The organism is Ignavibacteriota bacterium, assembly GCA_016716225.1.
Lineage (GTDB): Bacteria > Bacteroidota > Ignavibacteria > Ignavibacteriales > Melioribacteraceae.
This window is the reverse complement of the sequence record JADJWT010000001.1, coordinates 1,153,763-1,170,168: the sequence shown is the minus strand read 5'-3', so window position 1 is coordinate 1,170,168 and position 16,406 is coordinate 1,153,763. Positions and strand designations below refer to the sequence as shown.

The window sequence follows — 16,406 nt, the reverse complement described above, 5'->3', positions numbered from 1 at the left end:
TTGCCCCTCCTAATTATTCAAAATTAAGAAATAATAATCTTTTCTGATAGTATTTTTTTAAATTACTCTAAAACGATAGAGGTCTTTAGGATATGATATCTTTGAGAAGTTTTTCATCTGAAACAAAATCCTCAAATGCGAGATTTACAAATCTAATTTTATCAGCAATTGCAGAATATTTGTTTTCTAAAACCGCGGCTTTTTTACTGTTTACAACAATAACTTCTGTGGTTTTTCTTAGTTGTTTCTTAAAAAGAGCTTTTATATGAATATCTGCATCTGACAAAGAATATCCTACAAAAACTATTTTTTTTGCATCTCTAATTTCTCGAGAAGCTTCACTGAAAAGCTGTGAAATTACCGGTTGATTTAATGATTTAAGATACGAGGGCGGCATTATTAATGTTTGAAATTCTGTAGAATCAAGAGGACATAAATATTCATATTTTTCATTATCCGGATATTTGAATCCCAAAAATTTTCCTCCTTGCAAATCAATTGTTCTATCCCAAGGTGTAAGTAATGTTTGGTTACAACAATTACAGTATTTCCAATTTAAACTTCCGTGAAGCTTTAGAATTTTTATTGCAAACGGATTTACATTTTTTTGAGCCAAAACCGGCTCGCGTGGATTTATCCAAAAATTGTATTCCTTTAATTCGGACAATTTATCATAATTCATTAAATGGATACAATAATCTATATAACCAGATTTTTTGAATAGAAAATCGAAAGATTGCTCAAGAAGCGTATCATAATTTAAGGTAATGATGGAAATATTTTTATTGATTTTATCAACAGCTTCCCAAAATAAGTTATAATATTTACTTTGTTTGTGAGTTCGCAAATTTACTATGTAATGAATGAGTTTGATGAGATATTCTTTTAATTCAACAATTTTGTTGTGTGTGTATTTCGCATTTAGACTTTCATTTTGCTGGATGAAATAATCGAGAAATCCAAACACAGCTTCTAGTTGCGGATATTGTTTGGTTTTGTGATCAAATTTAAAATTATCAATAATAAATTCTAAAACCGTGTTGCCAATTTTTGATTCTTGGATTTCCTTTTGTTTATCTGAAAGAATCATCGGAAGAATTTCTTTCTGTAGCGGAACTCCATCCGGCTGAGAAGCTCCTGCTCCTAATACAAAAATTACATCTCTTTGCGGTAAATAATTTAGATATTTTTGTTCGCTGTTTTTCATTTTTTGAATTGATAATTATGCGTAAAAATACGGAATTTTTGTAAAGGAATTTGTATGATGAAAAATATTTGCTTATGAAATTTTTGCGTGAATTAACATTTGTGTAGAGACGCAATATAATACGTCTCTACAATTATAAATTATTTTAGAAAAATCATTTTTTTCGTTTCAATAAAATTTCCGGAAATTAATTTATAAAAATAAATTCCGCTGTTTAATTTACTCGCATCAAATGTTACTTCATAATTTCCATGATTTTGTTTTTGATTTACCAAAGTTGCAATTTCTTTTCCCAAAATATTAAATATCACTATTTTCACGTTTGCCGTTTCAAGTTTTTCGCCTGCCTGCCGGTAGGTAAGGTTTATCGGAATCGAATATCTAATTTTCGTAGTTGGGTTAAATGGATTGGGATAATTTTGACTTAATTCAAATTTCTCCGGAATTAAATTATCTGCTAAAATTATATCTGTTGTTTTTGCGGATTCCAAAATTGTAACATAAGGATCGTTTGCCCAAATACTTCTATCATTTGAATAATTTGTAAAAACGTATTCGCTTAATCCATCTCCATCCATATCATTTGCGAGTGAGCCGTAATAAAGTCGGGGAGTTAATTTTGCGGCAACAGTATCAACAACTTCTGCAAGTGCATCTTCAAAAACATCATACGCAACTGTTAAATTCCAATTATTTTCATCAGCCAAATCTCCGCTTCCTTTGTATTCAAGATCGAAAATTTGTCCATTTTGTTCACCGGCAATTATTAAACTTTTTAATCCGTCTTGATCTGGGTCTCCAATAACCATATTTCTAAATTGCCCCAACGTTAAACTTCCATCCGGTTTTATTTTTGTCGGAATGTGTGTTAATTCAACTATATCATTTTCTGTAATTTGAGATATGTCTGAAATATTTTGAATTATAAATACAGTATTTGCGTCTTCGGTTCCGGCAATAAATAATTCATTTTTTCCATCACCGTTTATGTCATCAATTTTTAATCCATCTAAAGCGCCGTAATCAATTTCTTCATCTGCATAGATTTGCTCCAAATCGTTTACATGTTCATATTGGTTCGGACCCGTAACTTCAAACATTCTTAAAGTGAACATATTCCAAACCATTTCAAAAATGTCTGTATTTCCATCGTTGTCTAAATCACCAATTGCTGTACAGTAATTTGAACCTCCTTCTAAATTTTGATAATTATATTCAATAACATATTTACCAAAACCGGAAAGTGTTCCACCGGAAACCGATGCAACTAAAACTTCTCTTTCTCTTCCGCCAGATCTAATTCCAATTATTAATTCGTTTACATTATCTTTATCAATATCTTCAATTATCATACTGTACGGATTCCATTCCATATTGTCCGGCAAATCAAAATTTGTCTGGTGAGTTGCCCTGAAAGTTCCATCCGTATTTTTTTTTCCGTAAATATTTTCTCCGGTAACTCCACTCCATTCAAATGTAAAAATTCTTGGGGGATTTACATCTCCGGCGTTAACGTCAGAAGGCCAGCCGAGAACAATATCAACTTTCCCATTATTATCAATATCACCAACAGCAACGCCAAACCATCCCGTTCCAGCAACGGGATATTCGTAAGACCAAACTAATTCATAAGAATTATCTCCGGTTGCTTCATACATTAAAATATGATTTTTTTCCAAATCAGAATTTCCGCAAAGAAATTCGCCAAATCCGTCTTCATCTGTATCTAAACCAGCTAAAACTTTTGTCATTTCAGAGGTAATATCTTCTGGCTGAAACGGCATTTGTTGCATAGTCCAAACTTTATTCCATTGTTGTGAAAATGAACTAACCGAAAAAACAACGATAAATATTATGGTAAAAATTGATTTCATGTTTCCTCCAAAATTTTTTACACTTTTGTGATGAAGAATGTTATAATTTATTATTTAAATTTTCCTTATTCAATAAATTGTTATAGTCTATAAATTATTTTTTGCATAATTATTCTTTTTGAAATTTGAACGAATTATGAAAACACAAATAATTGCACATCGCGGTGAATCTTTTGAGGCTCCAGAAAATACTTTGGCTTCAATTAATTTGGCTTGGGAACGAAATGTTGATGCGATTGAAATTGATGTTCATCTGAGTAAAGATAATTATGTTGTTGTAATTCACGATTCAACATTAAAAAGAATTTCTGGAATAAATAAAAAAGTTAAAAATCTAAATTTGTATGAATTGAAAAATTTTGATGTCGGTTCGTGGAAAAGTGATCAATTTGCAAATGAGAAAATTCCAACTTTAAATGAAGTTTTAATCACAATTCCCAATAGCGGAAAAATAATTATTGAAATTAAATCAGATATTAAAATTTTAACTTATTTAAAAAATGATATTATTGAATCAAAATTAAAACCCGAACAAATTGAAATTATTTCATTCAAATATTCTGTTGTAAAAGAAGCAAAAAAAATTTTTCCGCAAAATAAAATTTTGTTTAACGCATATCTCGATTATAATTTTTACACGAAAATTATTTCACAAAATGCTGATAAACTTATCGACAAAATTAAAAATGCACATTTAGATGGTTTAAATGTTTTTGCCGGAAATATGCTGGATGAAAATTTTGTGAAAAAAATTAAATCGGAAAATTTAATTTTGTATGCATGGACAATTGACAATCTCAAAACTGCAAAAAGGTTGATTTCGTTCGGAATTGATGGAATTATTACAAATAAACCATCATGGTTAAAATTACAAAATTTATAAAATCTTACCTCAAGAAATTTTTTTCATAAATAATCCAAAATATTTCATATAAATTTACAGCCTTCATTTTGGCATTTTGTTAATAGAAACATTAGAAAAAATAATATGTAATTTGGAAATACTACGTAAGACATAAAGTATTCAGAATAACAATTGCTTAGTTTTTATGATGTTTCAAAATAATAACGAAAATTTATCTTCATAATTCAACTTAAAGTTTTTGGGGAGGAAACAATGAGTTTATTTCCAGAAGGTAACGCAATAATTTATTCTGAAAAAGTATTTAACACATCCGCGGGAAAAACCGCAAACGGTCTTGTTCGCTTTACTGAAAGATATAATATTCTTTCCGTTATTGATTCAAATTATGCGGGACAAGATTCCGGAATGGTCTTGAACGGAAAAGAAAATAATATTCCAATATTTTCAAATTTTAAAGAAGCATATTCATCAGCTATAGATTCAAAACAGAAACCCACACATTTAATAATTGGTACAAATCCTAAGGGTGGAATTCTAACAGATGAAACAAAAGATGTTGTAAAAAGTGCAATTAAAAAAGGATTAAATGTTGATTCTGGATTAAATGATTTTTTATCAGAAGATAAAGAATTAAAATCTCTTGCGGCGCAAAACAATGTCAGCATTAGAGACTTAAGAAAACCAGTACCAAGAAATGAACTTCACTCATTTTCGGGAAAAATTGAAGAAGTAGATTCTTTCGTAATTGCGGTTTTAGGAACAGACTCTTCCGTGGGAAAAAGAACAACCGCTTGGAGTATTGTTCATCAATTAAGAACTGCTGGTTATAAGGCAGAATTTATTGGAACCGGACAAACAGCTTGGATGCAAGGCGCAAAATACGGAATTATTTTAGATTCGATTGTTAACGGATTTGTAAGCGGTGAACTTGAAAATATTATTTATAAAGCTTGGCAAAATGAAAAGCCAAATTTTATTGTAATTGAAGGTCAAGGTGGATTATTAAATCCCGCAAACCCAAGTGGTTTTGAAATATTAACATGTGGAAAACCGGATGTAATTGTACTTCAGCATTCACCAACTCGAAAAGAATATATTGGATTTCCGGATTATACGATTCATCCGCTTTCCAAACAGATGAAAGCTATTGAAGTTGTTTCCGGAAAACAAATTGTTGCTATTACAATTAATCATGAAAATATAAATTCCAAAGAAATTGAAAAAGTTTGCAGCGAGTATATTAAACTTTATGAAATTCCAACTTATGATGTTTTAGTTCATGGAGCAGAAAAATTAGTTAAGACTATTTTGAAGTACAAAAAATAAAAAGTTGTTGGAGTTGTTTTTTCGGAAAAATTTCTTTTGCATCATTTAAGCCTCCACGAGGGTGTGAAATATTTTTTTTAAAATTGCAGATAAAAATTATTTGTTTGCTAAATTCAATCGGAACTAAAAAATAAATTTTCATTTGATCATTCTTATTGTAACAACTTTTGCTTTAAACTAATTTTACATTTATAATCTTTTTCATTTTCTTAATCTTACTCTTTAAACAATGTCAAAAATAATTATTGGAATTCACGGATTAGGCAACAAACCAAAAAAAGAAATTTTAATAAAATGGTGGAAAGAATCTATTGATGAAGGATTGCAAAATATTGGTAAACAAAATTTGGATTACGAATTTGATATAATTTATTGGGCTGATATTTTACATGAAAAACCTCTTGATGAAAACGAGAAAGATAAAAACAGCAAATACTATATTGCTGAAAAATATTTACCCGCTGATAAAAATTTCGTTCCAAAAAAAATTGAATTAAAATCTTTAGTTGATCAATTTCTGTATAATCAGTTTGATAAAATTTTTCTTGATCCGGATTTTGTGAAAAATCACGAATTAATTTCTGAATATATTGTTAAAAAATATTTCCGTGAATTAGGAATTTATTACTCGGATGAAACTCAATATAAAGATTACAGAAATATTATTATTTACAAAATTTTGGCAGAACTAAAAAAACATGAAAATAAAGAAATTTTATTAATTGCTCATTCAATGGGTTCAATAATTGCTTATGATATTTTAACAATGCTAGCACCAAATTTTAAAATAAATAAGTTTGTTACAATTGGCTCTCCGCTTGGACTTCCGGTAATTTTAGAAAAAATAAAATCTAATTTGCAACTTTCTGAAAATCCTAAAACTCCCACTGGCGTAAACGAATGGATAAATTTTGCAGATGAAGAAGATAAAATTGCAATGAATTATAATTTCTCTGAGTTTTATAAAGCAAATAAAAATGGTACTATTCCGCAAAATTTTTTAATCACAAATAATTATGAAGTGAATGGAAGCCGTAATCCGCATAAAGCTTACGGATATTTGCGGGCTGAAAAATTTTCAGAAATAATTTATGAGTTTTTATCTCAAAAAGAAAAAAGCTGGTTTCAAAAACAATTGGAAAATGTTAAAAATATTTTTCGATTTTCTTAATCGGAGAAAAATTAATTCCTCAACTCAATTCCATGCGCATGAAAAGCATCTTTTCCTGATAAATGTCCCGTAATCACCATTGATTTTGCATCATCCATTCCAGGCGGCAAACTTTCCAAACCAGTAATTAACATTTCTTTATTTTTTATATCAACAACGTAAAAAATATATGAACCGTCTTGGGTTCTTTGTGCACCTTTTTCCTTAACAAATTTTACAGCAATCGGCATTGATGCGTTGCTGTTTGGATCAAAACTACTAAAATCTCCAAGATCATCGCTTGATGCAAAATATGTGAAATATAAAATTCCAACAATAAACAAAACCAAAAACGGTAAAATTAGTTTTTCTATTTTCTTCATATCAAATTTCGTTTTATATTAGTAAAGATTCTTGTAATTATAAATTTAACTTAATTGAAATAAAATTTCAGCTAAAGAAATTAATTATTTTGAAATTATGAAAGGGAAAAAGACAATGAACTTAAAAAAATTTTCTTCGTTATTAGTTTTCTTATTTCTTCCAACAATTACAACTTTTTCGCAATTGGAAAAAATTACTGAAGGTTTCCAGTTTACGGAAGGTCCCGTTTGGAAAGATGGTTCAATTCTATTTAGTGATATTCCGGCTAATAAAATTTATAAATGGAATGCAAAAGAGGGACTTTCAACCTTTCTTGATCCTTCAGGAAACTCAAATGGATTAGCGATTTGCAAAGATGGAAATTTAATTTTAGCTCAACACGGAAAAAGAAGAATAGCAAAATTATTAAACGATGGAAAAGAAATTTCTCTCTCAGATAATTTTTACGGAAACAAATTAAATTCACCAAATGATCTTGCTATTAAATCTGATGGATCAATATTTTTTACTGATCCACCTTATGGAATAAAGCCCGAGGAAGAAGAATTGGGTTATTATGGAATATTTAGGCTTTCAAAAAACGGAAAAATAAAATTACTGGATAATTCGCTTAATCGCCCAAATGGCGTTGCGTTTTCGCCAGATGAAAAACTTTTATATGTTACAAACTCAGGAAGCAATGAAGTTTACGTTTGGAATGTAAAAGATTCAACAATTACAAATAAAAGACTTTTTGCAAATATGCAACCGGATGGATTTGGTGATGGAATGAAAGTTGACAAAAACGGAAGAATATTTATTGCAGCAACAAAAGGAATTTGGATTTACGAAAGTAACGGAACTTTGTTAGAATCTTTTGAAGTTCCGGGACAAACAACAAACTGCGCTTTTGGTGATGAAGACGGAAAAACTCTTTACATTACTTCGGGAAATGCGGTTTATAAATATCGTTCAAAATTAACAACTTACGAAAAGTAAAAAAATGAATAATTATGAAATTCCAAAATATAAATACAACGGTGCGCGTTCACTTGTTTTATTGCACGAAAAACATTTAACAAATTTTCTAAAAACTTGGCAAGATGCAAAAAAGTTAAATGTTGAATTACCAAAAACAGATGATCCGGATTATCAATCGTTGGAAACTTTGTTGTTTCATGTTTTAAGATCTGCGCGTGGTTATATGACGTGGATTTGCGAAAAATTAAAATTACCAGATCCAGAAATTGATAATCCTCCGGAAATTAATAGTATTGAAAAAAAAGTGGAGGAATTTTTATCTCATCTTTTTGAAAAATGGCAATTGCCTTTAATCGATACTGAAGAAGAAAAATTTCACTCCCCAACATTTAAATCACGCTGGGGAGTTGAATATTGTATTGATGCAATGTTGGAACATGCTGTTATGCATCCAATACGACATGAATTTCAACTCCAATATTTAATATCAGAACAGAGTTAATTTTATTGAATGAAAATTTAGTATTTGTTAATAATTTGGTTTAATAAGACTAAAAATTGTTCATTCAATTTTGATTGAAAAAAATGAAAGAAAAAGAATTAACAGAAAATTAATTATGATGTTCAACAAAATCATATTATCATTAATTTATTTTTTATTATCTATTTTAATTCTCAGACTTAAACCGAAATTAACTTGAGAACATATATGAAAAAAATATTTTTATTTTTGTTTACATTATTTTCTGTCTTTATAAATGCTCACGATACATTAGACAAACAACGCAAAATTATTTTTCCAAATATTCCGGGATTTAAAACTTTAAAATGCGATTTTCACCAGCATACTGTTTTTTCAGATGGACATGTTTGGCCATCTATTAGGGTAAATGAAGCAGTTAAAGATAATCTTGATGCAATTGCCGTTACTGAACATTTGGAATATCAGCCGCATAAAGATGATATTCCGCATCCAAATAGAAACCGCGCTTACGAAATTGAAAAAAAAGCCGCAAAGAATGATAGCCTAATTATTATTAATGGATCCGAAATTACAAGAGATATGCCACCGGGACATTCCAATGCAATTTTTTTACAAGACGCTAATAAATTAATTATTGATGACCCTATTGAAGTATTCAAAGAAGCTAAACAACAAGGAGCATTTGTTTTTTGGAATCACCCGAATTGGACTGCACAAAGAAAAGACGGAATTGCTACATTAACCGAAATGCACAAACAATTAATTAAGGATGGATTGTTAAACGGAATTGAAGTTGTAAATGATGTAAATTATTCTGATGAAGCTTTAAAAATTGCCTTAGAAAATAACTTAACTTTAATTGGAACTTCTGATATTCATGGATTAATTGATTGGCAATATAATGTTCCGGAAGGCGGGCATCGACCGGTAACTTTAGTATTTGCAAAAGAAAGAACGGAAAACGGAATAAAAGAAGCTTTAGAAAATAGAAGAACAGTAGTTTTTTTCAATGATATTCTTATAGGAAGATCTGAACACTTGTTACCGCTGTTGGAATCATCAATTACAATTGAAAACATTGAATATGATAAAGATGATATTATTTTAAAAGTAACTCTCAAAAACAACTCAAATTGCAATTTTACTTTACAAAACAAATCAGATTTTACTTTACACAGACATAGCGATTTGGTTGAATTAAAATCTTTGTCAACCCTTGAATTAGAAATTAAAACAATTAATAAATTGTCAAAAGCAGAATTAAAATTTGAAGTGATAAATGCAGTAACTGCTCCGGCAAAACATCCCGAAATAAAACTTGAAATTATTCCCTAATAATTAAAAGCCATCAATAAAAAATATTGATGGCTTTTTTTTAAAAAATATTTACCATACTTTACACTTTTTGGTTTTTCCCCATCAATCAGAACTTAAAAATTTGCAATTTCTTGTCCTATCCCTTTGAAAAAGCCGATTTTGTTTTTAACTCACTATAATTTTGCTTTAAAATTATTCAATAATTCTGAGGTAAAAATGTACAAATTACTTTTTCTGATTTTTTTCATTTCAATTTCATTATCTGCACAAAATAAACCGACTGGAAATTTGGAAGGGACCGTTCTAGAACAAAGCAACAAATCTAAATTAATTGGTGTAAATATTTTTATTCAAGAAAATGAAATTGGTACCACAACAAATATTGATGGAAAATATAAAATCTCTAATCTTCCCGTTGGAACTTATACAATTAATTTCACTTACGTTGGTTACAAAAAAATTACAAAAACCGATGTTATTATTCGTTCCGATAGAACAACTTATTTAAATATTGAAATGTTTTCTTCAACTATTGAATTGGAAAATGTTGTTGTGGAAAGCGGGTTTTTTACAGAAGTTGAAAATAAACCAATTGGAACTGTAAATTTTTCTTCGGAAGAAATAAGGCGTGCGCCGGGTTCTGCTGGAGATGTTAGTAGAATAATTTACGGATTGCCATCACTTGCAAAAGTTAATGATTCGCGAAACAGTTTAATTGTGCGCGGCGGAAGTCCAATAGAAAACAGTTTTTTTATAGATAATATTGAAATTCCAAATATAAATCATTTTCCAGTTGAAGGTTCTTCCGATGGGCCAATCGGAATTTTAAATGTCGATTTTATTGAAGATGTAAATTTTTACTCGGGCGGATTCTCTCCAATTTACGGAGATAAACTTTCTTCAATTATGGAAATAAGTTTTCGCGAAGGAGCAAAAGATAAAATTCAATCGCAATTAAATTTAAGTATGCAAGGAATTGGCGGAGGAATTGAAGGACCTATTTTTGATAAAGGTTCTTATTTATTTTCCGGAAGCATTTCTTATTTGGATTTAATTATTGATGAAAGTGAAACTGGCGGAGCAATTCCGCATTATGGTGATGCGCAGACAAAATTTGTTTATAATTTAAATGAAAAAAATAAACTTACCTTGCTTGATGTTTTTTCTTGGGATCAAATTAATTTGGAATATGAAAATGCGCTCGGCACAGATTTAACAAACATTTACGGAAAGACAGATGGAATTACAAACTCAGCCGGAATGAACTGGCAATTTATTTGGGGAAAAAGCGGGTATTCAAATACATCTATTTCTCATACTTTTTTTGGTTATAAAAGAGATTATTCTGAAACAAAATCCAAAAATCATTTATTCACAAATAATTCTGCCGAAAATAATATTCGCATAAGAAATGTAAATTACTTCAAAGAAAATAATTTTAACAAATTTGAATTCGGTTTTGAAGGAAAATATAATTTTAGCAAGTTTGATGTTCTTTACGAAGCTTGGGAAGATAATTACGGAAATCCAACTCCGCGATTGTATATTAATAAAAAATTGGGAACTTCTAAATTTGCTTTGTTTGTTCAGCATCAATTAAAAATTTCTGAAAATATTAGTTTTGAATATGGCGGAAGAGCTGATTATTTTGAATATAACTATCATCTAAATTTTTCTCCACGATTGTCAATTTCATATAATTTAAATAATGGAACCAATCTTTCTGCAAGTGCGGGAATTTTTACACAAGAAATTCCGGAAAATTTTCTCATTCAAAATGATGAATTTAAAAACCTTAAAACACCAATTTCAAATCATCTAATATTTGGAATTAGTAAAATGCTTGGGGAATCAACAAAATTAAGCGCAGAGGCTTATTATAAATCTTATAAAAATTTTCCTATTGATCCAACTCAGCCCAATATGTTTTTGTTTGATCAATCAATGATTGACGGAATATTTTTAAATCATGAAAATTTAGTTGATAAAGGAGAAGCATTTTCGCGCGGAATTGAAATTATGTTGCAGAAAAAATTAGCATCAGATTTTTACGGAATGACAAGCATTTCATATTCCAAAACAAGATATAAAGATTTAAAAAATATTTGGCGAGATAGAATTTATGATAATATTTTTAATTTTAATATTGAAGGCGGTTACATTCCAAATGATGAATGGGAATTTAAACTACGCTGGATATACGCCGGCGGTGCTCCATACACACCTTTCGATATAGAAAAATCTACAGAATTAAACAGGGGAATTTGGGATACGGAAAATATTAATGAAAAAAGATTACCGGATTATCATTCGTTAAACGTTAGAGTTGATAAAAGATTTTATTTTTCCGGTTCAAGTTTAATAATTTATCTTAGTGTTTGGAATGCATACGGTAGAGAAAACATTGCTTTTTACGATTGGAACGAACAAACAAAAAAAGTTACTGCGCAAAATCAATGGAGTACTATGCCTGTTTTGGGAATAGACTATAAATTTTAATTCAACCATAGAGACGGGATATTTCCCGTCTCAAAATTTACTGCGAAAACCTATAGACATTTATAAACAATGTGAGTTTGCGTGAATCTAAATGTGATTTTTTACTGAATTGTAATTAAATTATTCCACAAGATTTAAATTAAACTTTGCGCTTTTGGAGAACAATTGAAAAAATCACACGATAAAAAAAATCAAAATTTATCTAACGAAAAAAAGAGTGTTTCTAAAATAAGTAAACACGAAAACGGAACTACTTTTAATTTGCAATTAAAAAATAAATCGAAAAATTGGTTTTACATTATTCTAATTTTAATTCCAATTTTGTTTTTTGTGCTACTTGAGTTTTCCTTAAGAATATTTAATTATGGTTACGATCAATCTCAATGGATTGAAATTGGGAATGATAAACTTGTAATCAATCCCGATTATGGTAAAAGATATTTCAACAATATAAATTTTACACCTCAAACTTCTGACGATTATTTCGATAAAAACAAAAAAAGTAACTCCTTTAGAGTTTTTGTTTTAGGTGCAAGTAGTGCTGCGGGATTTCCTTACATGCCAATGGGCGCTTTCTCAAAATATATTCAGAAAAGATTGGAATTGGTTTATCCAACAATTACAATTGAAGTAATTAATATAAGCATGACCGCTGTTAATTCTTATACATTACTTGATTTAATTCCCGGAGTCCTTGATCAAAATCCAGATTTAATTATAATCTATGCCGGACATAATGAATACTACGGTGCATTGGGTGTTGGCTCTGTTGAGTCTTTGGGTTCTTCGGGATTTCTAAAGAAAATGATTTTAAATCTCAATAATTATAAAATTACTCAACTTGTAAAAAATTTAATTTCGGGAATTTTATCAATCTTTGCTAAAAAAGAATCTCTTGAAAAATCTCATACATTAATGTCAAAAATGGCACAAGAAAAATCAATTCAATTAAATTCAGAAATGTTTAATCATGGTGCTGAGCAATTTTCCAATAATCTAACCGAGATTTTAGAAAAAGTAAAAAACAAAAATATACCTATAATACTAGGGAGATTGGTAAGCAATTATAAAGATCAAAAACCTTTTGAATCATTTAAGGGTGAGAATCAAAAATCTGCTGATGAAATTTTTCAAGAAGCTCAAACTGAATATAAAAATTCAAATTTCACAAAAGCAGATTCTTTATTTATACTTGCAAAAGATTTGGATGCTTTGAGGTTTAGAGCTCCGGAAAAGTTTAATCAAATTATTAATTCTTTGGCAAATAAATTTAATGTTGCTGTTGCAAAGATTGATTCTCTTTTTATAGAAAATAGTCCACATAAAATAATTGGAAATAATCTAATGGTAGATCATCTTCATCCAAATGTTGAAGGCTACTTGCTAATTGGAAAAGCATTTTATGAAACGATGGAAAAACATAATTATCTTCCGCAAAATAAAAATTCTCAAATTCATTTTGCAAAACAAGACAGCGCAACAAGGGCAAATTTTGTTTTTACAAAATTAGATTCAATTATTGGAAATAATATTGTTGAGCTGCTTAAGAATGATTGGCCGTTTACAAAAATTAAAACTGCAAAATCTAATGAACAAATTTTAGCTCCAAAGAATTATATTGATTCAATCTCCTTTCAATATATTGAAAACAAAATTTCATTTGCCGATGCTTATCTAAAAGCTGCTACATTAAACTTGCAACGTGACAATATTAAAGAATATTTGAAATATATGAACATCTTGATCTACAAATATCCGGGGTTGAAAGACATAAAAACGGCAATTAAATATTTTTACGAACAAAGAAAAGTTAATCCACAAGATTACACAAATAAACGGTTGGGTAAGATTTCTATTTTAACAAATGAATATGATAAGGCAATTCAATATTTTAATGAAAGTTTAAAACAAAATCCTTTAGATGATGAAGTTTTGTATAATTTGGCATTGGCATACACACAAAATAAAAATTATCGATTGGCGAAAGATTTTATTAAAAAATGTTTGGCAATAAATCCAATTAATTCTGATTGTCTGAAACTTAAAAATAGTTTGATCACAAATTAATGTTTTGGCCTAAAAATTTTTTGTCCTTAAATATTTTTATTTCTGAACTGAGATGGTGTTATGCTGGTAAATTTTTTAAATGCAGAATAATATGCTGATTTAGATGAAAAACCAGCTTCAAATCCATGAGCAAGTAAATTATATTTTCCTTCTTTATCATTAGATATTAATTTTTTTACTTCTTCAACTCTGTAACTATTTACGAAATCATAAAAATTCTGTTCTAATTTTGTATTTATAATTTCAGAAAGATTGTGTGTGGAAATTCCAACCAAACTCGCCAAATCAAGTAAACTTAGTTTTTCATTTTTAAATGGTTTCTGTTCATCCATAATTATTAAAAGTTGTTTTAAATATTTATTCGCTTCCTCTTCTTTCAAACCGCTTTTTCTGTATGGATCAACATTTTCAGATTTTGTAAATTCATTTTGGATGTTCTCATTCTTCAATTCTGGCTGCTGCAGACTTTTATATGCTATTACATAAATAAATATTGAAATCGCTAAATAACTTCCAAGCTCGGGTTTAAACTCTTTATCAAATATTAATTGAATTGTAGTTAAACTTATTGCTGTAATCCACAAAATAACCGCGCCGGTTATTAAAAAACTTATCCACGATAAATTATTTTTATCAATGCTTGAAAAGTTTTCTTTCAGTTTTTTGTTGAATTTATAAACTTCATAAACTGCGCAAACCAGATAATATGCTCCATATATTGGGGTTAAATATGAAATAAATAAAACGTGCCAAGGCAATTTATTTTCTACGTAAACTAAATTCAGCTGATATGATGTTGGTTCAAAATAGAAAAAGAATATTGCATAAATTTGTACCAATAAAAAAGGAATAAAATGAATTAAATATTTTATACTGAATTTTTTAATTCCACGTGTAATAAAAAAAACATACAAATACAGAGCGGGTCCATATAAATATGGAAATGTCTGCATTAACCCAATCAGAATTGGGGTTTTTCTGATTTCTCCGGTTACTGCAAAAGAGTTTAAAATTAAATCCAATGAAAAGATTATCATTGTAACTGCCAAAATTCTATTGGCTAATTTATTCTCTTTTTTTCTTATCAAAAAAAATGCTAAGAGCAAACCCTGAGCAGAGCCAATAATAAATGAATATGTAAAAAATGTGTTCAATTTCTATAAATTATTTCTAAATTGTGCCGGTGTTTTTCCAGTAAATTTTTTAAATGCAGAATAATATGCTGATTTAGATAAAAAGCCGGCTTCAAATCCGTGTGCAAGTAAATTATATTTTCCTTCTTTATCATTAGAGATTAATTTCTTTACTTCTTCAACTCTATAACTATTTATAAAGTCATAAAAATTCTGTTCTAATTTTGTATTTATAATTTCAGAAAGATTGTGTGGAGAAATTCCAACTTTATCAGCAAGATTATTAAGACTAAGTTTTGTATCTAAGTGTGGTTTATCAACTTTCATAATTTCTAATAAATTCTTCAAATATTCATCGGCTTTGTCTTCAGATAATCCGGATTTTTTATATGATTCAGTTTCATAATTTATCGTTTCAATTTCTGGTTGCTTATAACTTTTTATTGCTAGTGTATATAAGAAAATTGAAAGGGATATATAAATCAACAAATTTGCTTGAAATCCTTGTCCATAAATTACATCTAGCAAATATGAAAGAAAAACAATAAGCCAAATTATAACTGTTCCATAAACCAAAAATAAAAGCCAATTGAGATCAATTTTTTCAATGTTGGAAAATTTGTTTTTGATTACTCTGTTATATTTTAATGTTATAATTACTGTTAAAATCATATAAAGCAATCCAACGAATGGAATTAATGTACCAACTAAAACAATATGCCACGGTGGTTGTTTACTGAAATCTAACATACTCATTTGGTAATCATAACTTTCAAAATAGAAAAATAATATTCCATAAATTTGAGTAATTATAAATGGGGTGAAATGAATAAGATTTTTAGTTTTAAATTGCTCTTGCTTGTGAATTAAGAAAACAACATAAAGGTAAATTAATGGCCCATATAAATAAGGTAATGTATTGTTTAATCCCATATACCAAGGTAAATATTTTATATAACCGCTAAGAATTAGAATTCCTCCTAAAAGATCAGAACCAAATAACAACATTGTAACTGCTAAAAATTTATTAGCAAAGCTATTCTCCTTTTTCTTCCACAATATGAAAAAGAGGAATATAGCTTGTGCTACACCAACAACAAAAATGTAAGTTATTATATTTTTGTATTCTAACATTTATTG

General features: G+C 28.8%; 13 protein-coding genes. 8 read left to right on the top strand and 5 right to left on the bottom strand.

Going from position 1 to position 16,406, the window contains the following annotated elements:
• Window positions 1–85: 85 nt before the first annotated feature.
• Together IPM32_04995 and IPM32_04990 are read right to left on the bottom strand one after the other, a co-directional pair.
• Entirely contained in the window at window positions 86–1,207 is a 1,122-nt protein-coding gene (locus IPM32_04995) for an SIR2 family protein (protein MBK8944613.1), read from the bottom strand.
• A gap of 140 nt (window positions 1,208–1,347) precedes the next feature.
• A complete protein-coding gene (locus IPM32_04990) occupies window positions 1,348–3,081 on the bottom strand; it encodes a T9SS type A sorting domain-containing protein (GenBank protein ID MBK8944612.1) in 1,734 nt (577 codons plus the stop codon).
• A 136-nt stretch (window positions 3,082–3,217) separates the two neighbouring features.
• On the opposite strand from IPM32_04990, the gene IPM32_04985 reads away from it, so the two are divergent.
• The 3 genes from IPM32_04985 to IPM32_04975 all read left to right on the top strand — a co-directional run bounded on the left by IPM32_04985 (window position 3,218) and on the right by IPM32_04975 (window position 6,443).
• A complete protein-coding gene (locus IPM32_04985) occupies window positions 3,218–3,964 on the top strand; it encodes a glycerophosphodiester phosphodiesterase (protein MBK8944611.1) in 747 nt (248 codons plus the stop codon).
• Between the two features lie 234 nt (window positions 3,965–4,198).
• Window positions 4,199–5,272 (top strand): DUF1611 domain-containing protein, encoded by a 1,074-nt coding sequence (locus IPM32_04980; protein ID MBK8944610.1) that lies wholly within the window; start codon window positions 4,199–4,201, stop codon window positions 5,270–5,272.
• A 229-nt stretch (window positions 5,273–5,501) separates the two neighbouring features.
• The gene (locus IPM32_04975; protein ID MBK8944609.1) at window positions 5,502–6,443 is read left to right on the top strand and encodes a hypothetical protein; all 942 of its coding nucleotides are present in this window, start codon (window positions 5,502–5,504) and stop codon (window positions 6,441–6,443) included.
• Between the two features lie 11 nt (window positions 6,444–6,454).
• Here IPM32_04975 and IPM32_04970 read toward each other — a convergent pair whose 3' ends face one another.
• The gene (locus IPM32_04970) at window positions 6,455–6,805 is read right to left on the bottom strand and encodes a hypothetical protein (GenBank protein MBK8944608.1); all 351 of its coding nucleotides are present in this window, start codon (window positions 6,803–6,805) and stop codon (window positions 6,455–6,457) included.
• Between the two features lie 115 nt (window positions 6,806–6,920).
• On the opposite strand from IPM32_04970, the gene IPM32_04965 reads away from it, so the two are divergent.
• From IPM32_04965 to IPM32_04945, 5 genes are all read left to right on the top strand, one after another.
• Window positions 6,921–7,784: an SMP-30/gluconolactonase/LRE family protein gene (locus IPM32_04965; GenBank protein MBK8944607.1), complete on the top strand. Its 864-nt coding sequence runs from the start codon at window positions 6,921–6,923 to the stop codon at window positions 7,782–7,784.
• Between the two features lie 4 nt (window positions 7,785–7,788).
• Window positions 7,789–8,268, top strand: coding sequence for a hypothetical protein (locus IPM32_04960; protein ID MBK8944606.1), 480 nt, complete (start codon window positions 7,789–7,791; stop codon window positions 8,266–8,268).
• Window positions 8,269–8,475: 207 nt separating this feature from the next.
• Window positions 8,476–9,585: a PHP domain-containing protein gene (locus tag IPM32_04955; GenBank protein MBK8944605.1), complete on the top strand. Its 1,110-nt coding sequence runs from the start codon at window positions 8,476–8,478 to the stop codon at window positions 9,583–9,585.
• A 198-nt stretch (window positions 9,586–9,783) separates the two neighbouring features.
• The gene (locus IPM32_04950) at window positions 9,784–12,066 is read left to right on the top strand and encodes a TonB-dependent receptor (protein MBK8944604.1); all 2,283 of its coding nucleotides are present in this window, start codon (window positions 9,784–9,786) and stop codon (window positions 12,064–12,066) included.
• A gap of 165 nt (window positions 12,067–12,231) precedes the next feature.
• Window positions 12,232–14,133, top strand: coding sequence for a hypothetical protein (locus tag IPM32_04945; protein MBK8944603.1), 1,902 nt, complete (start codon window positions 12,232–12,234; stop codon window positions 14,131–14,133).
• A 26-nt stretch (window positions 14,134–14,159) separates the two neighbouring features.
• On the opposite strand, the gene IPM32_04940 is transcribed toward IPM32_04945, so the two are convergent.
• Together IPM32_04940 and IPM32_04935 are read right to left on the bottom strand one after the other, a co-directional pair.
• The gene (locus IPM32_04940) at window positions 14,160–15,170 is read right to left on the bottom strand and encodes a helix-turn-helix transcriptional regulator (GenBank protein MBK8944602.1); all 1,011 of its coding nucleotides are present in this window, start codon (window positions 15,168–15,170) and stop codon (window positions 14,160–14,162) included.
• Window positions 15,171–15,290: 120 nt separating this feature from the next.
• Window positions 15,291–16,400, bottom strand: coding sequence for a helix-turn-helix transcriptional regulator (locus IPM32_04935; GenBank protein MBK8944601.1), 1,110 nt, complete (start codon window positions 16,398–16,400; stop codon window positions 15,291–15,293).
• Window positions 16,401–16,406: the final 6 nt, after the last annotated feature.